Below are 17,492 nucleotides of genomic sequence, written 5' to 3'. Positions count from 1 at the left end.
CGATGGCTCTGGAATGGAAGCTCGTCGTCGACTGCGCGGAGCCGATCGCGTTGGCCCGGTTCTGGGCGGCCGCGCTCGGTTACGAGGTCGAGGACAACAGCGCCCTGATCGATCAGCTGGCCACGTCCGGGGCGATCGGGCCGGAGGCGTACGTCGAGACCGACGGTCGCCTCGCGTTCCGGGAGCTCGCGGCGGTCCGTCACCCCGAGGACCCGGTCCAGCCGGTCAGCGGCATCGGTCTCGGCCGCCGGCTGCTGTTTCAGGCGGTGCCGGAGCCCAAGCAGGTCAAGAACCGGCTGCACATCGACCTGCACGCCGGCCCGGACGAGCGGGAGGCGACCGTGCAGCGGCTGGTCGGGCTCGGTGCGACCGTGCTGCGCGAGGTCGCCGACCGGGGCAGCCGGCACACCACGATGGTCGACCCGGAGGGCAACGAGTTCGACGTGCAGTGACACCCGGGCGGCCACCGGGCCGGGCAGCACCGGATTCGTAAAATCGGACGGGGGCTGTCAGGTATGGCTGACAGCCTCGGAGGCATGACACAACCGCTGACAGGAAAGATCGCGCTCGTCGCCGGCGCCACCCGGGGCGCGGGGCGGCAGATCGCGGTCCAGCTCGGCGCGGCCGGGGCCACCGTCTACGCCACCGGCCGCAGCAGCCGGGCCGGCCGCTCGGAGATGGACCGGCCGGAGACCATCGAGGAGACCGCCGAGTTGGTCACCGCCGCCGGCGGCACCGGCATCGGGGTCCGGGTCGACCACCTGGTGCCCGAGCAGGTCCGCGACCTGGTCGCCCGCATCGACTCCGAGCAGGGGCGCCTCGACGTGCTGGTCAACGACATCTGGGGCGGCGACCCGCTGGTCACCTGGGAGAAGCCGGTCTGGGAGCAGCCGCTCGACGCCGGCTTCCGCACCCTGCGGCTGGCCATCGACACGCACATCATCACGAGCCACTTCGCGCTGCCGTTGCTGATCCGCAGGCCCGGCGGCCTGGTCGTGGAGATCGGCGACGGCACCAAGGCGTACAACGACCAGAACTACCGTCTCTCGGTCTTCTACGACCTGGCCAAGACCTCGGTCAACCGGCTCGGCTTCAGCCAGGGGCACGAGCTGAAGCCGCACGGCGGCACCGCCGTCGCGCTGACCCCCGGCTGGATCCGTTCGGAGGCCATGCTGGAGCACTTCGGCGTGACCGAGGAGAACTGGCGCGACGGGGCCGCAACCGACCCGCACTTCCTCATCTCGGAGACCCCGGCCTTCGTCGGACGCGCGGTGGCCGCGCTCGCCGCGGACGAGGAGAAGGCCCGCTGGAACGGCATGTCCGTCGACGCCGGCACTTTGTCCAAGGTGTACGGGTTCACCGACGTCGACGGCAGCCAGCCGGAGGCATTCCGGTACATCACGGAGGTGGTCGACGCCGGTAAGCCGGCCGACGTCACCGGCTACCGGTAGAGCGCGCGGAACCGCTCGGCCGCCTCGGCGAACATCTCCCGCAGCTCCGGCGGGTCGAGGGCCTCCACCTCGGGGCCGAGTCCGAGCAGTTGGTGGTACGCCACCGCGACGGATTCGACCGGCAGTCGGGCCGTCACCCAGCCCTGCCCGTCGGGCTGGGTGGCGGCGGCGACCACCTCGTCGTACACGAAGGGGGCGTCCACCAGGTGCCGGAGCTGGCGCAGGCCGGCCGGGCTGAACCGGACGGTGACCTCGGCCCGCAGCATGGTCCGCAGGAACGACCCGGCCTGCTCACGCCAGTATCCGGCCAGGTCGAAGTCCTCGTCCCGGTTGAAGCTCTCCTCGCCCACCTCGACCCCGGTCACCCGGTCCACGCGGTAGGTGCGCGCGTCGTCGCCGACCAGGCCGACCAGGTACCAGACCGCGTTCTTGAGCACCAGCCCGTACGGCCGGACCTGGCGGGTCACCTCCCGGTCGCCGCGCCGGTAGCGCAGGTGCACCACCCGGTCCCGCCAGACCGCCCGGGCCAGCTCGGCCAGCCAGGGCGGCGGTCCGGTCTCCCGGAACCAGCCCGGCACGTCCAGGTGGAACCGCTGTCCGGCGCGGGCCGGCGCGTCCCGCAGTGCGGGCGGCAGCGCGGCGAGGACCTTCAACTCGGCGGCGGCGACCGCGTCGGCGAGCCCCATGTCACCGGCCGGACCGGGCAGTCCGGCGAGGAAGAGCGCCTCCGCCTCGTCCCGGGTCAGCCCGGTCAGCCGGGTCCGGTAGCCGCCGAGCAGTCGGTAACCGCCGGCCCGACCCCGGTCGGCGTAGACCGGCACCCCGGCGGCGGAGAGCGCCAGCACGTCCCGGTAGACGGTGCGCTCGGAGACCTCCAGCTCCCGCGCCAGCTCAGCCGCCGTCATCGACCCGCGCGCCTGCAACAGCAACAGCAGCGAGATCAGTCGGGAGGCGCGCACCCGCCCATCCTGCCCGGTCCCACTCACCGCCCGCCGGGGGTGAGCAGGCCCCGGTCGTACGCGGTGGCCACGGCCGCGGCCCGGTCGTTGACCCCGAGCTTGGCGTACACGTGCAGCAGGTGCGTCTTGACCGTGGCCTCGCTGATGAACAGGCGGGCCGCCGCCTCCCGGTTCGAGGCGCCCCGGGCCACCAGGGTCAGCACCTCCAACTCGCGGTGGCTGAGCGGCTCCTCGGCCGGGGCGCGCAGCCGTCCCATCAGCCGGCCGGCCACGCTCGGCGCGAGCACCGACTCACCCCGGGCGGCGGCCCGTACCGCTCGGACGAGGTCCTCGCGGGGCGCGTCCTTCAGCAGGTAGCCGGTCGCGCCGGCCTCGATCGCCGGCAGCACGTCGGCGTCCGTGTCGTACGTGGTGAGCACCAGCACCCGGGCAGCGCTGCCGGAACGGGCCAACCGGCCGATGGCCGTCACCCCGTCCATCCCGGGCATCCGCAGGTCCATCAGCACCACGTCCGGACGCAGCGTCTCGACCAGGGCCAACGCCTCGGCCCCGTCCGCGGCCTCGCCCACCACGTCGAACCCCGGGTCGCCGGTGAACATCCCCCGCAGCCCGTCCCGCACCACCGGATGGTCGTCCACGATCAGCAGCCGGACCGGGGTGGTCAACCGGCACCCCCGGCAAGCGCCGGGACGGACGCCGAGACCGCCGTGCCGCCGCCCGGCTCGGACTCGACGGCCAGTTCACCGCCAACCCGGGTCACCCGTTGCCGCATTGCGGTCAGCCCGTACCCGCCGCCCGGCTCCCGGGACGCCGGCTGGTTGGTGACGTCGAATCCCGTCCCGTCGTCGCGGACGTCCAGGGTGACCACGTCCTCCATGTACGACAGGGTCAGCCCCACCCGCGACGCGGCGGCGTGCCGGGCCACGTTGGCCAGCGCCTCCTGGGCGGCCCGCAGCAGGGTCACCTCGACCTCCGGGTGCAGCGGACGGGGCGTGCCGGTGGTGGCCACCTCGGCGCGTACACCGTTGAGGGCCGACCAGCGGCCACCCAGCTCGGCGAGGGCGTCCGGCAGCCGGGCCGTCTCCAGCGGCTCCGGGCGGACCGCGCGCACCGAGCGGCGGGCCTCGGTGAGGCTCTCCCGGGCGAGGGCGATGGCGTTGTCCACGTGCCGGCGCCAGTCGGCGGAACGGTCGCGGGTCTGCTCGGCCGCCTCCAGTTGGGTGATGATGCCGGTCAACCCCTGGGCCAGGGTGTCGTGGATCTCCCGGGCCATCCGCTGGCGCTCGTCCAGGATGCCGGCCTCCCGGGCCTGGGTGAGCAGTTGGGCGTGCAGCCCCACGTTCTCCCGGGCGGTGTCGGCGAGCCTCCGGTTGGCCTCGGCCAGTTCCTCCACCAGCAGTTTGCGGTTGGCGTTCTGCCGCTCGGTGACTGTGCCGAACCAGCTCACGGCGCCGGCCGCTCCGGCGTTGAACAGCACCAGCACCGACCAGAGCAGCCAGTGCGCCGCCGAGGACGGTGGGCCCGCGCTCTGCGCGGTGGCGACCAGCACGCCGGTCACGGCCACCCCGGCGAACCGCCATCGGCCGGGAAGCACGAGGAACGCGTGCACGAAGCCGACCCAGGCGAAGAAGCCGTACCACGGGCTGGCGACCACCAGCACGGCGCTGGAGACGAGCAGCCCGACGTAGTAGACCGCCATCAACGCCTGCCGCGTGATCCACCCGGGGTGCAGGGTGATGAACCAGGCGACCCAACAGCCGGCCACCACGGCGACGGCCAGGGTCGGCGGGAACGGCAGGCTGCCCGGGGCCGGGGCGAAGCGTGCCAGCACCGTCCCGACCAGCAGCCCGAGGAAGGGCGCGACCCGGTAGACGCTCGCCTCGCGCGCCTCCCACACGGCCAGCCGGTCGACCTGTTCGGCGATGCTGGTCATCGGTCTTCGCTCACTCCCAACGGAAGAGTTTCGAGGCGGTCGCACCGGCGGCCAACGCGACCACGGCCATTATCCCGAGGTGCAGTGGGTGTGGTGACGTCCCGGTCCAGGCGTCGAGCAGCGCCTGCACCCCGGGTGGCGTGTAGTCGCCGATCCGCACCAGGAAGTCCGGCAGGAGGAACCGGGGCACGTAGACGCCGCCGAAGAACATGACCGCCATGAACAACGGCACGGCCAACCCCTGCGCCGACTTGGCCGTCCGCGCCACCGCCGCCACCAGCAGGCCCAGCGCCAGCAGGGCGGCCGTACCGAGGACGAGGGCCAGCGTGAAGCCCAGCGGACGCCGGGGCAGTGGCACGTCGAACGCCAACCGGCCGACCACGATGAGCAGCACGGCGCTGACCAGGATGGTGGCGAGCGAGATGACCAGTTGGGCGGCCAGCAGGGCGGCCGGGCTGGCCGGGGTGGTGGCGAGCCTGCGGAGCACCCCACGTTCCCGGTAGGTGGCCAGCACCGTGGGCAGGATGTTCACCGCCGACATGGCGAGCGTGATCACCAGCAGCGAGGGGGCGAAGTACTGGATGAACGACAGGTCGCCGAACTGCTCCTCTGGCTGGCGCCCCGCCGGGATCAGCCCGAACACCACCAGCAGCGCGAGCGGCAACACGACGGTGGTGAGCGGCGAGCCGAAGTCCCGCAGGAAGAGTCTCGTTTCGATCTTGAGGATCTGCCCGAAGGCGTGCATGTCGCTCCCTCTCACTCGGCGGGCCGGCGCCCGGTCAGCTCGACGAACGCGTCGTCGAGGGTGGACTGCTCCAGCCGCAGGTCGGCGGCGACGATCTGGTTGCGGGCGAGCACCGACGTGACCGCGTGCAGCACGTCACCGGTGCCGGTCACCACCACCTGGCTGCCGGTGCGCTGCACGGCGGTCACCTCGGGCAGGTCGGTGAGGAGCCGGTCGTCCATCGAGGCGGACGGCCGGAACCGGATCCGCTGCTCCGGAGCCACCGTCGACACCAGGCCGGCCGGGCTGTCCAGTGCGACGACCCGTCCCCGGTCGATCACGGCGACCCTGTCGCAGAGCCGCTCGGCCTCCTCCATGAAGTGGGTGACCAGCACGATCGTCACGCCGCTGTCCCGGACCTGCTCGATGAGGGTCCAGGTGTCCCGCCGGGACTGCGGGTCCAGCCCGGTGGTCAGCTCGTCCAGGATCGCCACCCTCGGGTTGCCGACCAGCGCCAGCGCGATCGACAGCCGCTGCTTCTGGCCGCCCGAGAGCTTCTTGTACGCGGTGTTCCGCTTGTCGCCCAGACCCAGCGTGTCGATCAGGTGCGCCGGGTCGGCCGGGTCGCGGTAGAACGAGGCGTACAGATCCAGGGCCTCGGCGACCCGTAGCTGGTCCGGCAGTTGGCTCTCCTGGAGCTGCACGCCAACCCGCTGGCGGAGCTGGGCCGCGTCCCGGCGGGGGTCGAGCCCGAGGACCGACACCCCGCCCCCGTCCGGGACGCGGAGCCCGGCGACACACTCGACGGTCGTGGTCTTACCGGCGCCGTTGGGGCCGAGGACCCCGAAGATCTCCCCCTCCGCCACCGTGAACGACACGTCGTCCACGGCTACCAGGTCGCCGTACCGCTTGTGCAGACTGGTCACCTCAATGACCGGCATGGTGCCGCCCTCCGCCGTCGTAGCTGTGCCTCCTCAGCCTGGGGGTGTCGGCTCGGCGGCGGATCGACCAGCCGTTGATGATCGTTCGCGGCGGCGGCTGACCCCGGCGATCCACCAACCGGTTGATGTGCCGGGGATGGCACTGCTGTTGACGCGCCGCCCGGCGGCGGTCCGCGGTGATCGCTAGGCTGCTCGGTCGTGGACGCCAGCAGAATCGCCAGCCCGGTGACCGGGGTCGTCGGACGCTTCTTCGCCGGGGTCGGCCTGCTCCTGCGCGGGCTCGGCCTCTACGTGCGCAGCCCGAAGCTGATGCTGTTCGGCATCGTGCCGGCGTTGATCTCCGGTGTGCTCTTCGTGGCCGCGTTCGCGACCCTGGTGTACTTCGTGGACGACATCGCCGCCCTGGTCACCCCGTTCGCCGACGACTGGTCGACCACCGCCCGCAACCTGCTCCGGGTGATCGCCGGGCTGGCCTTCCTGGGCCTCGGCGGCCTGCTCGCCGTGGTCAGCTTCACCGCCGTCACCCTGGTCATCGGCGACCCGTTTTACGAGAAGATCTCCGAGCGGGTAGAGGAACGGCTGGGGGGCACTCCCGGCGCTGTGGAGGTCTCCTTCTGGTCGTCGTTGCGCCGCAGCCTCGCCGACTCGGTACGGCTGGTGGCCCTCACGGCGTTGGTCGGCATCCCGCTCTTCCTCGCCGGCTTCATCCCGGTGGTCGGCCAGACGGTGGTCCCGGTGATCGGGGCGGCGGTGGGCGGCTGGTTCCTGGCCGTGGAGCTGGTCGGCGCCCCGTTCTACCGGCGCGGCATGCGGCTGCCGGAGCGCCGGTCGATCCTCAAGGCCGACCGGCCCGCCGCGCTGGGCTTCGGGGTGGCGGTGTTCCTCTGCTTCCTGATCCCGCTCGGCGCCGTGCTGGTCATGCCGGCGGCGGTGGCCGGTGCCACCCTGCTGGCCCGCCGCTCGCTCGGCCAGCCGATCGAGGAGCGCTGACATGGATATCACCCTGGTCGAGGGGGACATCACCGCGCAGCGGGCGGACGCGATCGTCAACGCGGCCAACTCGTCCCTGCTCGGCGGCGGCGGAGTCGACGGGGCGATCCACCGGCGCGGCGGGCCGGCCATCCTCGCGGAGTGCCGGGCGTTGCGGGCATCGCGGTACGGCCGGGGCCTGCCCACCGGGCAGGCCGTGGCGACCACGGCTGGAGACCTGTCGGCCCGCTGGGTGATCCACACCGTCGGGCCGGTCTGGTCGGCCACCGAGGACCGCTCGCCGCTGCTGCGCGACTGCTACGCCAACAGCCTCCGGGTGGCCGACGAGCTGGGCGTGGCCACCGTGGCGTTCCCGCTGATCTCGGCCGGCGTCTACGGCTGGCCGGTCGACGACGCGGTCCGTCAGGCACTGTCGGTGTTGCGCGCGGCCTCGCCGGCCGCCGTCACCGAGGCCCGGCTGGTGCTCTTCGGGGCGGACACCCACGCCACGGCGCGCCAGGTCCTCGACGCCGGTTGACCCGACCCGACGCCCGGCTGATCAGGTCAGCTCGGCCAGGCAGGACCACTGTGCCGCGACCGGCCGGTAGCCGAGCCGCGCGTTGATCGCCAGCATCGGCGCGTTGGCCTCGTCGTTCGACGTGTACGCGACTCGGACGCCGCCGGCGGCGGCCCGGTGCAGCGCCGCCGTCTTGACCAGTCGGGCCAGCCCACGACCCCGGTACGCGGGGACGGTGCCGGTGTAGTCCGACCACATCCGCTCCCCGTCGCGCTTCACGAGGCTGAACGCGGCGATCTGCCCGTCGACCTCGGCGGCCGTGCTGGCCTGCTTGTCCAGGCCGAGGTTGTCCCAGACGTCGTACTGCCAGCTCTCGTAACTGATCGAGTCGACCGGCACGTCGCCGGGCTCGTCGACCGCCGAGGCGGCGTCCGCCTCGTACAGCAGGTGCGGGTCCAGCTCGGCGATCGGACGCAGCCGTACGCCCGGCGGCGGCTCGGGTGACGCGGGCGCCGGATCCAGGTCGAGCGCCGAGTAGCGCACCTCGCGGCTGGACTGGAAGCCGTGCCTGTGGGCGAACGGCAAGGCGTCCGGCTGCGCCCAGGTGCGCAGTCGATGGATCCCCAGCGGGGCGAGGTGACCGGTCGCGGCCGTCAGCAGCGCGGTGCCGATTCCGCGTCGCCGGTGCTCCGGGTGCACGTGCAGCAGGGAGATGTCGCCGACGTCCGCGGTCGAGGTCCAGCCGACGCGCTGAGCCGACACCCAGCCGACCACCTGGGCGTCGACCTCGGCCACGAAGGCGGTCCACCCCTCCTCCGGTGGCGGTTCGGCGATCATCTTCCGGGTCGACTCGACCCCGCGCACCAGGTACGGGTACACCAGTGCCCGCAGCGCCACCACGGCCGGGGCGTCGTCGGGCTGCGCCACACGGATCCGCATGTCAGGCCGCCATCCGTACGGCGGCCACGGCCTCGACCTCGACGAGCTGGTCGGTGTAGCCGAGCACGGCCACCCCGAGCAGGGTGCTCGGCGGGTCGTGGTCGCCGAAGGAGTCCCGGACCACCTCCCAGACCTTCACGAGATCGGCCTGGTCGGACGACGCCACGTACACCGTGGTCTTGACCACGTCGGTCAGCCGGGCACCGGCGGCCCCGAGTGCGGTCTCCAGATTCGCCATCACCTGCCGGGCCTGCGCGGCGTGGTCGCCCGGCGCAACGGTTCGCCCCTCCGCGTCGAGCGGGCACGCGCCGGCGGTGAACACCAGCCGGGCGGGTGGCTCGACGGTGGCCGCGTACGCGTACTCGGCGACATCGGAGAGGGCAGGGACATGCAGCAGCGCGACGGGATCCGGCATGCCGGCGACGCTAGCGACGATCGGGTGCCTGGGCGACGCATTAACCGGCCGGGAGCCTAGCCGTGATGCGGTCGACCTACGCAAAACAGCCGAATCACGCACTTATCGGCCAGGTCCTGACTAACTTTCATAGTCGGTACGAACGTCTCTATCAGCAACAAATCATGGAGGAGACATGAGAGCAGCACTCGTCAAGCTCGTCGCCACAGGTGTAGCAGCCGGTGCGTTCCTGACCGGGGCGGCAAGCGCCGCCCAGGCCCAGCCGACCCAGCCGCCCCCGCCCAGCACGATCGACATCAACCCCGGCAACGTCCCCACGACAGCGGCCGCCTTCACGCAGAACTGCGATCCGAACCTCGGGGGCGGGCCGTTCCCGAACCAGGACGTGTGGGTCTTCAACCTGCCGGGCAACCCGCAGACCTCCGGTCAGTTCCTCACGGTCACGGGCACCTGGAGCATCCCGAACAACGGCACCGTGAGCCGGACCATACCGGTCGACGGCGGTGCGATCGTCAACGACATGGGCACCAGCAAGGCGTGGATCCGGTTGCCTGCCGGCTGGACGCTGACCGACGCCAGTGCGGTGATCACCGGGGAGGCCGGGTTCTTCGTGCTGACCCAAACCTGTGCCGCCAGCGGTCAGCCGACCACGCCGCCGCCCACCACCCAGCCGCCGACGAGCGCGCCGCCCACCACCACCGCGCCGCCCACGGCCACCCCGACGAAGAGCGAGTTGCCGATCACCGGCACGTCGGCGGGCAGTCTGCTGCCCATGGCCATCTTCGGCCTGGGTGCGGTGGCGCTCGGTGCCGCGTTCATTGCCGTACGCCGTCGCCGGGACGCGGAGGGCTGATCGTCAGCACCGCAGCGGACACGGACCCTCCGGCCGTGTCCCCGGGGCCCTCCTCGTCGAGGAGGGCCCCGGGCTACGCCGAGTCGCGCAGGATCAGTTCGGTGGGGAGCATGACCGCCGGCTCGATGGACTCGCCGGCGGCCAGCCGGAGCAGCTGCCGGGTCATCCGTCGGCCGATCTCCACGATCGGCTGCCGGACCGTTGTCAGCGGCGGCTCGGTGTACGCGGCGGTCTCGATGTCGTCGAAGCCGACCACCGCGACGTCCTCCGGCACACGCCGGCCGGCCTCGCGCAGCGTCCGCAGAGCGGCGTGCGCCATCAGGTCGGAGGCGGCGAAGACGGCGTCCAGGTCGGGATGCTCGGTGAGCAGCCGGTGCATCGCCGCGGCTCCGGACTCTCGGGTGAAGTCGCCGACCGCGACCAACTCGGGCAGCCCGGCGGCGGCCACCGTGCTGCGGTAGCCGGCGAGCCGTTCGATCCCGGCCACCATGTCCTGCGGGCCGGCGATGCTGGCGATCCGTCGGCGACCGCTGTCGATCAGGTGCCGTACGGCCGCCGTCACCCCGCCGACGTGGTCGACGTCCACGTACGGCACGGGCACGTCGCCGAGCGGACGGCCGCTGCACACCACCGGGATGCCGAGGCGGGCCAGCGTTCCGGGCAACGGGTCGGCGCCGTGCAGCGAGGCGAAGAGCACCCCGTCGACGTGCCGGCCCGTGGTGAACCGCTCGACCCGGTCGTGCCCGGCCGGTGAGCCGGCCAGCATCAGCACCAACTGCTTGTCGGCGGCCTCCAACTCCTGGCTGACGCCCCGGATGATGCCGGGGAAGACCTGGTCGTCGGAGAAGACCCGGGTGGCCGCCTCCGGCATGACCAGGGCGATCGAGTCGGTGCGCTGGGTGACCAGGCTGCGGGCGGCGAGGTTGGGCACGTACCCCAGCTCGGCGACCGCCCGGTTGACCGCCTCCCGGATCGGCTCGGCGACGGTGGTGGAGCCGTTGACCACGCGTGACACGGTGGCCCGGGACACCCCGGCCCGCGCCGCCACCGCCTCGAGCGTCGGCCGTTGCGCCGTCGTCATCGCGCCCTCCCCCCGCTCGTCACAGCCCGTTCCGGGAGATCACCTCCTGGTACCACCGGGCGCTGGCCTTCGGTGTGCGCCGCTGGGTCAGGTAGTCGACGTGCACGATCCCGAACCGCTTGCGGTAGCCCTCCGCCCACTCGAAGTTGTCCAGGAATGACCATACGAGATAGCCGCGCAGGTCCACGCCCCGGGAGATCGCCTCGTGTGCGGCCCGCAGGTGCCCGTCGAGGTAGGCGATCCGGTCGGTGTCGATCACCTGCCCCGGCCCGTCGGCCGACTCGGCGCCCGGCTTGTCGGGGAACGCCGCGCCGTTCTCGGTGATCAGCAGCGGCACCCCGGGGTAGTCCGTGGCGATCCGCTCCAGCAGCCGGGTCAGCCCGGCCGGCTCGATCATCCACTCCATGTCGGTGAGCGGCCCGGTCGGCGGCAGGAACTGCACCGCACCCTCGGTGCCCGGGTAGGCGCCACCGCCACCCGCGCCGTCGGGGCGCCCGGCGACGTAGCTGGGCTGGTAGTAGTTGATGCCGAGCAGGTCGATCGGGGCGGCGATCAGCTTCTCGTCGCCGTCCCGGATGAACGTCGGTTCGACCATGCGCGCCACGTGCTCCCGCACGTCGTCCGGGTAGCCACCGGCCAGCAGCGGGTCGAGGAAGATCCGGTTGTGCAGGCCGTCGACCAGGCGGACCGCGGCGGCGTCGGCCGCGCTCTGCGGATCGGCCGGCTGCACGTCCGCGGGGTTGAGGGTGATGCCCACGCTGCCTGCGCCGGCCGACCGCAACGCCCGCGCCGCGAGGCCGTGCGCGAGCAGCAGATGGTGTACGGCGGTGAAGGCGGCCGCCGGATCCTGCTCACCCGGGGCGTGCACCCCGTTGCCGTAGCCGAGGTAGGCCGAGCACCACGGCTCGTTGAGCGTGGTCCAGACGTCCACCCGGTCGCCGAGCCGGGCGTACACCGCCGTGGCGTACGTGGCGAAGTGCTCGGCGGTGTCCCGGTTGGTCCAGCCGCCCCGGTCGCCCAGGGCCTGCGGCAGGTCCCAGTGGTAGAGGGTGACGATCGGGTCGATCCCCCGGTCGAGCAGTGTGTCGGTGAGCCGGTCGTAGAAGTCCAGCCCACGCGGGTTGACCGGGCCGGTGCCGTCCGGCTGGATCCGGGGCCAGGCGACCGAGAACCGGTACGCCCGCAGCCCCAGCTCGGCCATCAGCGCGACGTCGTCGCCGTAGCGGTGGTAGTGGTCGCAGGCGACGTCGCCGGTGTGGCCCTGGTACACCTTCCCCGGTGTGCGGCTGAAGGTGTCCCAGATGGATGGGCCGCGTCCGTCGTCGCTGGCCGCGCCCTCGATCTGGTAAGCGGCGGTGGCCGCTCCCCAGAGGAAGTGCTCGGGAAACCGCAGTTCATTCACGCCTTGACCGCACCTTCCATGATCCCGCCGATGATCTGCCGACCGAACAGGACGAAGACCAGCAGCAGGGGCAGCGTCGCGATGGCCGTCCCGGTGAACACCTGCGACATGTCCTGGTAGTACCCGTCCGACAGCGCTCGCAGGGAGAGCTGCACGGTCGGGTTCGCCGGGTCGTTCAACACAGCGTACGGCCACAGGAAGTCGTTCCAGGTGGTCATGAACGTGAGCAGGCCGAGCACAGCGGCGGCCGGCCGCAGGGCGGGCACCACCACGTGCCACCAGATCCGGGGGGTGCCGCAGCCGTCCATCCGAGCGGCCTCGATCAGCTCGTCGCTGACCGCCTGGCCGGCGTACTGCCGCATCATGAACACCCCGAACCCGGTGACCAGCGCCGGCACGATCACCGCGGGCAGCCGGTCGTTCCACTGCAGCCGGGTCATCAGCATGTACAGCGGGATCACGCCGAGCTGGGTCGGCACCATCATCGTCGCGATGACCGTCAGCAGCAGCGCGTTGCGGCCACGGAACCGGAGCTTGGCGAAGGCGAACCCGGCCAGGCTGGCGAAGAACACCACGGACACGGTCACCGTGACCGCCACGATCGTCGAGTTGATCAGTCCGGTCAGGAAGTACGCGTCGGTGTTGTCGAACAGCCGGGCGATGTTGGCCCCCAGGTTGCCGCCGGGGGTCACCGGTGGCGGCAGTTGACCCATCGCGTCGCTGGACCGACTGGCCACCACGAACATCCACCAGATCGGAAAGATCGACATCCCTGCGGCGACCACCAGGGCCAGGTACGTCAGCGGGCTCGCCCGCCAGAGCCGGCTCATCGGTCCGCTCCCTTCCCGGGCCCCATGCCCGACCCGCCCAGCCGCCGCAGGACCAGCACGTTGACCGCCGCCACGAGCGCGATGAGCGCGAAGAGCAGCCAGGCCACGGCCGAGCCGTACCCGAAGTTGTAGTGCGGTGCGAAGGCGTTCTCGAACATGTACATCGTCACGGTCTGCGACTCCCGCAGCGATCCGCCGCGGATTGGGTTGGTGCCGGAGTGGAACAGCCGGGGCTCGGTGAAGAGCTGCAACCCGCCGATGGTGGCGATGATGACGCAGAAGATGATCGTTGGCTTGAGCAGCGGCACGGTGATCGACCAGAACTGCCGGACCCGGTTGGCGCCGTCAATCGAGGCCGACTCGTAGAGGTCGCGGGGGATGGCCTGCATCGCGGCCAGCAGGATCAGGGCGTTGTAGCCGGTCCACCGCCAGTCGACCATGGCGGAGATGGCCACCCAGGAGGCGACCCGGTCGGATTTCCAGGCGATCGGGTCCAGGCCGACCATGTCGAGCAGCCAGTTCGCCATGCCGAACTCGCGGCCGAAGATCACCCCGAACACGATCGCCACGGCGGCGGTGGAGGTCACGTTGGGCACCAGCACCGCCATCCGCCAGCCGGTGCGGGCCCGCAGCCCCCGGTTGAGCAGGTTGGCCAGCCAGAGCGCGGCCAGCAGCTGCGGGACGGTGGAGATCACGAAGATGCCCAGCGTGTTGACCACCGCGTGCCAGAAGTCGCCGTCCGCGAGCAGTTGGGTGTAGTTGGCCGCGCCGACGAACGGATGGTCGGTGCCGAGCAGGTCCCAGTCGTGCAGCGAGACCCAGAACGTGTAGATCAGCGGGTAGACCCCGAACACCGCGAAGAGCAGAAAGAACGGTGCGACGAAGAGGTAAGGCGAGTAGCGCGTGTCGAGCCGGCTGAGCCGCCCCGACGATCGGCGATGGCCACCGGCCGCCGGTGCGACCGGCGGCCGGGCGTCAAGCTGAACGGTCATGCCCGAGAGCTCCTTTCCGGCCTCCCGTCCCGCGCCGATCCAGGGCGTGTCGCGGCCAGCTCATCTCCGGTCACGACGGTTCGCCCTGGATCGGCGGGGTGGGAAGGGGCTACTTGGCGGCGGCCTTCTTCGCGTTGGCCACCGCGTCGGCCCAGCCCTGCTCGGGGTTGCGCTGGCCCAGCTCGACGGTCCGTACGGCGTTCTCCACCTCGGTGCGGACGGCCTGGTTCTTCGGGCCCATGTAGACCGGCTTCAGGCTCTTCGCGCCGGTGCCGAAGATCGCGCCGACAGGTGCCCCGGAGAAGTACGCGTTGGTCGCGCCGGCGATCGCCGGGTCGTCGAGCGCCTGGGGCGAGGAGGGCAGCGGGCCCTTGGCCTTGAACGCGCCGATCTGGCCCTTGGCGCTGGTCAGGAACTTGGCCAGCTCGATCGCCTCGGCCTGGTGCTTGCTCTGCTTGGGCACGGCGAGGTGCGACCCACCCCAGTTGCCGCCGTCGCCGGGCACCCGGGCGATGTCCCACTTGCCCTGGGCGGCCGGGCCGGCGTTGCCCTCGATGACGCCGGTCATCCAGGCGGGGCAGGCGATGGTGGCGAACTTCGACTGCTTGAAGGCGGAGACCCACTCCTCGGACCAGGAGCCGTACTTCCCGGAGAGGCCCGAGTCGATGATGTCCATGGTGGTGTCATAGGCCTGCCGTACCGCCGGGTTGCTGTCGACGACCAGGTTGCCGCTGGTGTCGTAGTAGCTGTAGCCGGTCGTGTTGCCGGCGGTCTGGAGCAGGATGGTGTTGAAGGTGTTGGTGGCCGCGTCGAGGAAGGACGCCCCGGTCTTCGCAGCGACGAACCGTTCTCCGGTGGCGATGTAGTCCTGCCACGTCGGCCAGAGCTTGGAGACCTCGTCCCGCGCGGTGGGCAGGCCGGCCTTCTCGAAGAGGTCCTTGCGGTAGCAGATGGCGATGCCGCCGACGTCGGTGCCGAGGCCGATCAGCTGTTTGCCGTCGGCGGTCAGCCCGGCGTTCCACTTCCATTCGAGGAAGTTGCCCTTGAGGTCGGCGGCGCCGTGGTCGAGCAGGTTGACGAAGTTGCCGGGGTTGGCCTTGTACTCGACCATCAGCCCTTCCTCGATGGCCACCACGTCGCCGGCGCCCCGGCCGGCGGCCAGCCACTGTGTGAGCTTCGGTGAGTACTCGTCGAGGTTGGTGCCGGTGCCGCGCTCGACGATCTTCACGTCGGGGTGCGCGGTCATGTACTCCTGGTAGAGCTGCTCGTAGCCGAACTGGCCGAAGACGTCGACGGTCAGCGTGACCGGTCCGTCCCCGTCCGCCTCGTCGGCGCCGCCGCAGGCGGTGACGAGCAGGGCGGTGGCGGCGGCGAGAGCCACCGCGGCGAGGCGGCGGCGCGGGAAGACAGCCATGGGAATTCGGACCCCTCTCAAGGTGGTCGGGTGGTGTTCGGAGTGGCTGGGAGAGCGCTCTCACGACAGGGTGTCCGGTCGCTTCCGCGCTGTCAAGAGAGCGCTCTCTCGTTTTCGTTCTTGGCCGTCGGACATCGACGCGAAACGAGGGCGCCACCCCGGTGGGGTGACGCCCTCGACGAATGTCCGGTTGGCGGTCAGCCGGTACGCAGGCCGCCGAGCAGGGTGCGGTCGCCGGCGACGTCCAGCGTCTCGAAGCTGATCCGGCCCCAGAGCGCCAGCAGCAGGTCGCTCGCCGTGCCGCTCACCTGTGCCCGGGCGTGGTGGTCGTCGTGGTCGAAGATCGTCGCGGTGTCGAGCAGCGCGACACCCTGGCCGCGCAGCCGCAGGTACCAGTCCTGGGCCGCGTCGGTCGCCGACAGCTGCACCACCCCGTGCCAGTCGCCCGCCACCTGCCGCCTGCCTGCGGGCAGCCAGGTGTCCAGCACCTCGCTCACCCCGTCGGCCGCCAGCTTGGACTCCACCGGGTCACCGGCGGCGATGGCGAGCTGGGCGTCCCAGCGGTGCACCGCCGTCTCGTGCGCCATCCGACGCGGCCAGAAGCCGGCCCTCTTCGGCTGCGGGGCCCAGTTCCACGCCGGGGCCTCCGGGTCGAGCCCGTCGAGGAGGACCATCAGCTTGTCGTACCCCTGCTGCCAGAACTGGAGAGCACTGACACCCGTGCCCGCCCCGGACCGGTCCCGGGGGGCCGGCGCGGTGGTCACACCGGAGCCGGCGAACGAATAAACCCAGTGGTAGATGCCGGCGAGGTGCAGCGTGAGATCGTTGACCGTCCAGCCCGGACAGGACAGCACCGGTGTCTCCGGCGGCGCCTCGGCCACCGCTGCGGCGAAGGCCGGACCCTCCGTCCGGAGCGCACCGATCCAGAAATCCTTGCTGCCCTGCAGTCTGCTCATCTGCCATCCTCCCGGGGGTGCCGGGCGACCAGTGGGTGCCACGGCTACCCCTCAGCCTAAGGTGAAAGACGTGTCAGACGCCTACGCCCAGTCGACAACCGAAGCCGATCGTGCCATCCCTGGTCCACTGGCCAGCTACACCACGCTGCGGATGGGCGGGCCGGCCGGGCGGATCGTGGCCGCGAACAGTGCCGACGAGATCATTCGAGCGGTCCAGGCCGGGGACGAGCCGGTCCTGATCCTCGCGGGCGGCAGCAACGTGGTGATCGGCGACGCCGGCTTCCCCGGCACCGTCGTCCTGGTCCGCTCCCGTGGCCTGCGGGTCGTCGCCGAGGACGCCGGGTCGGTCACCGTACGGGTCGAGGCCGGCGAGCCGTGGGACGACCTGGTCGCCGCCACGGTGGCCAACGGCTGGGCCGGCGTGGAGTGCCTCTCCGGCATCCCCGGCTCGACCGGTGCCACCCCCATCCAGAACGTCGGCGCGTACGGCCAGGAGGTCGCCGAGACCATCACCGGGGTCGAGGTGTACGACCGGGTCGAGGGCACCCGCCAGGTCGTTCCCGCCACCGACTGCGGGTTCGCCTACCGGGGCAGCATCTTCAAGTACCGGGACCGCTGGGTGGTGCTCTCCGTCGACTTCCGGCTCGCCCGGTCCCCGCTGTCCGGTCCGGTGCGCTACGCCGAGTTGGCGCGGGCGCTCGGCGTCGAGGTGGGGGAGCGGGTCCCGCTGGCCGACGCCCGCTCGGCGGTGCTGCGGCTGCGCGCCGGTAAGGGCATGGTGCTCGATGCCACCGACCCCGACACCCGCTCGGTCGGCTCCTTCTTCACCAACCCGGTGCTCGACCGGGCGACGTACGAGTTGCTCCTCGAGCGCGCCGCCGAGCTGGGCGAGCCACCGGCCTGGCCGGGGGTCGACGACACGGTGAAGGTGAGCGCGGCCTGGCTGATCGACAAGGCCGGCTTCGCCAAGGGTCACCCGGGCCCGGACGGAGTGGCCATCTCCAGCAAGCACACCCTCGCCCTCACCAACCGCAGCGGCACGGCCCGCACCGCCGACCTGCTCGCCCTCGCCGCCGACATCCGCGACACCGTGCACGCCCGGTTCGGCGTGACCCT

19 protein-coding genes are annotated in these 17,492 nt (G+C 71.8%); 6 read left to right on the top strand and 13 right to left on the bottom strand.

Annotated features, from left to right (window positions below):
- Nucleotides 1–2: 2 nt before the first annotated feature.
- Together M8C17_RS15545 and M8C17_RS15540 are read left to right on the top strand one after the other, a co-directional pair.
- Entirely contained in the window at nucleotides 3–452 is a 450-nt protein-coding gene (locus M8C17_RS15545) for a VOC family protein (RefSeq protein ID WP_252417178.1), read from the top strand.
- Nucleotides 453–536: 84 nt separating this feature from the next.
- Complete coding sequence (locus M8C17_RS15540) at nucleotides 537–1,451, top strand: SDR family oxidoreductase (protein WP_252417177.1); 915 nt, start codon at nucleotides 537–539, stop codon at nucleotides 1,449–1,451.
- Here the strand turns inward: M8C17_RS15540 and M8C17_RS15535 are convergent.
- The 5 genes from M8C17_RS15535 to M8C17_RS15515 are packed head-to-tail and all read right to left on the bottom strand — an operon-like array spanning nucleotide 1,442 to nucleotide 6,008.
- Nucleotides 1,442–2,410 carry a YafY family protein gene (locus tag M8C17_RS15535; RefSeq protein ID WP_252417176.1) on the bottom strand — a complete coding sequence of 323 codons (969 nt, stop codon included), beginning with the start codon at nucleotides 2,408–2,410 and terminating at the stop codon, nucleotides 1,442–1,444. The genes M8C17_RS15540 and M8C17_RS15535 overlap by 10 nt on opposite strands.
- A 23-nt stretch (nucleotides 2,411–2,433) precedes the next feature.
- Entirely contained in the window at nucleotides 2,434–3,075 is a 642-nt protein-coding gene (locus M8C17_RS15530) for a response regulator transcription factor (RefSeq protein WP_305884697.1), read from the bottom strand.
- The gene (locus M8C17_RS15525; RefSeq protein WP_252417175.1) at nucleotides 3,072–4,343 is read right to left on the bottom strand and encodes a sensor histidine kinase; all 1,272 of its coding nucleotides are present in this window, start codon (nucleotides 4,341–4,343) and stop codon (nucleotides 3,072–3,074) included. Before M8C17_RS15525 ends, M8C17_RS15530 begins: the two co-directional genes overlap by 4 nt.
- 10 nt (nucleotides 4,344–4,353) lie before the next feature.
- Nucleotides 4,354–5,088: an ABC transporter permease gene (locus M8C17_RS15520; RefSeq protein WP_252417174.1), complete on the bottom strand. Its 735-nt coding sequence runs from the start codon at nucleotides 5,086–5,088 to the stop codon at nucleotides 4,354–4,356.
- Between the two features lie 11 nt (nucleotides 5,089–5,099).
- Entirely contained in the window at nucleotides 5,100–6,008 is a 909-nt protein-coding gene (locus M8C17_RS15515; protein ID WP_252417173.1) for an ABC transporter ATP-binding protein, read from the bottom strand.
- Between the two features lie 198 nt (nucleotides 6,009–6,206).
- On the opposite strand from M8C17_RS15515, the gene M8C17_RS15510 reads away from it, so the two are divergent.
- Both M8C17_RS15510 and M8C17_RS15505 read left to right on the top strand, forming a co-directional pair.
- Complete coding sequence (locus M8C17_RS15510) at nucleotides 6,207–6,998, top strand: EI24 domain-containing protein (protein ID WP_252417172.1); 792 nt, start codon at nucleotides 6,207–6,209, stop codon at nucleotides 6,996–6,998.
- A 1-nt stretch (nucleotide 6,999) separates the two neighbouring features.
- Nucleotides 7,000–7,515 (top strand): O-acetyl-ADP-ribose deacetylase, encoded by a 516-nt coding sequence (locus tag M8C17_RS15505; RefSeq protein WP_252417171.1) that lies wholly within the window; start codon nucleotides 7,000–7,002, stop codon nucleotides 7,513–7,515.
- A 21-nt stretch (nucleotides 7,516–7,536) separates the two neighbouring features.
- Here the strand turns inward: M8C17_RS15505 and M8C17_RS15500 are convergent, their stop codons facing one another.
- Both M8C17_RS15500 and M8C17_RS15495 read right to left on the bottom strand, forming a co-directional pair.
- The gene (locus tag M8C17_RS15500) at nucleotides 7,537–8,433 is read right to left on the bottom strand and encodes a GNAT family N-acetyltransferase (RefSeq protein WP_252417170.1); all 897 of its coding nucleotides are present in this window, start codon (nucleotides 8,431–8,433) and stop codon (nucleotides 7,537–7,539) included.
- Between the two features lies 1 nt (nucleotide 8,434).
- Nucleotides 8,435–8,848, bottom strand: coding sequence for a RidA family protein (locus tag M8C17_RS15495; RefSeq protein WP_252417169.1), 414 nt, complete (start codon nucleotides 8,846–8,848; stop codon nucleotides 8,435–8,437).
- A 175-nt stretch (nucleotides 8,849–9,023) separates the two neighbouring features.
- Between M8C17_RS15495 and M8C17_RS15490 the strand changes: the two genes are divergently transcribed.
- A complete protein-coding gene (locus M8C17_RS15490; RefSeq protein WP_252417168.1) occupies nucleotides 9,024–9,701 on the top strand; it encodes an LPXTG cell wall anchor domain-containing protein in 678 nt (225 codons plus the stop codon).
- A 73-nt stretch (nucleotides 9,702–9,774) separates the two neighbouring features.
- Here the strand turns inward: M8C17_RS15490 and M8C17_RS15485 are convergent, their stop codons facing one another.
- From M8C17_RS15485 to M8C17_RS15460, 6 genes are all read right to left on the bottom strand, one after another.
- Complete coding sequence (locus M8C17_RS15485; protein ID WP_252417167.1) at nucleotides 9,775–10,782, bottom strand: LacI family DNA-binding transcriptional regulator; 1,008 nt, start codon at nucleotides 10,780–10,782, stop codon at nucleotides 9,775–9,777.
- 19 nt (nucleotides 10,783–10,801) lie between these two features.
- Entirely contained in the window at nucleotides 10,802–12,184 is a 1,383-nt protein-coding gene (locus M8C17_RS15480) for a GH1 family beta-glucosidase (protein WP_252417166.1), read from the bottom strand.
- Nucleotides 12,181–13,014 carry a carbohydrate ABC transporter permease gene (locus M8C17_RS15475; protein WP_252417165.1) on the bottom strand — a complete coding sequence of 278 codons (834 nt, stop codon included), beginning with the start codon at nucleotides 13,012–13,014 and terminating at the stop codon, nucleotides 12,181–12,183. Before M8C17_RS15475 ends, M8C17_RS15480 begins: the two co-directional genes overlap by 4 nt.
- Nucleotides 13,011–14,006 (bottom strand): carbohydrate ABC transporter permease, encoded by a 996-nt coding sequence (locus M8C17_RS15470; RefSeq protein WP_252417164.1) that lies wholly within the window; start codon nucleotides 14,004–14,006, stop codon nucleotides 13,011–13,013. Before M8C17_RS15470 ends, M8C17_RS15475 begins: the two co-directional genes overlap by 4 nt.
- A gap of 109 nt (nucleotides 14,007–14,115) precedes the next feature.
- The gene (locus M8C17_RS15465; protein ID WP_252417163.1) at nucleotides 14,116–15,420 is read right to left on the bottom strand and encodes an ABC transporter substrate-binding protein; all 1,305 of its coding nucleotides are present in this window, start codon (nucleotides 15,418–15,420) and stop codon (nucleotides 14,116–14,118) included.
- 197 nt (nucleotides 15,421–15,617) lie between these two features.
- Nucleotides 15,618–16,376: a maleylpyruvate isomerase family mycothiol-dependent enzyme gene (locus M8C17_RS15460; RefSeq protein WP_252417162.1), complete on the bottom strand. Its 759-nt coding sequence runs from the start codon at nucleotides 16,374–16,376 to the stop codon at nucleotides 15,618–15,620.
- Nucleotides 16,377–16,446: 70 nt separating this feature from the next.
- On the opposite strand from M8C17_RS15460, the gene M8C17_RS15455 reads away from it, so the two are divergent.
- Nucleotides 16,447–17,492 (top strand): UDP-N-acetylmuramate dehydrogenase (locus M8C17_RS15455; RefSeq protein WP_308209436.1); only part of this gene is annotated, 1,046 nt, incomplete at its 3' end.

Source organism: Micromonospora sp. RHAY321, assembly GCF_023896955.1.
GTDB lineage: Bacteria > Actinomycetota > Actinomycetes > Mycobacteriales > Micromonosporaceae > Micromonospora.
Note: the sequence above shows the minus strand (reverse complement) of the source record. Positions and strands in the feature narration are given on the sequence as shown.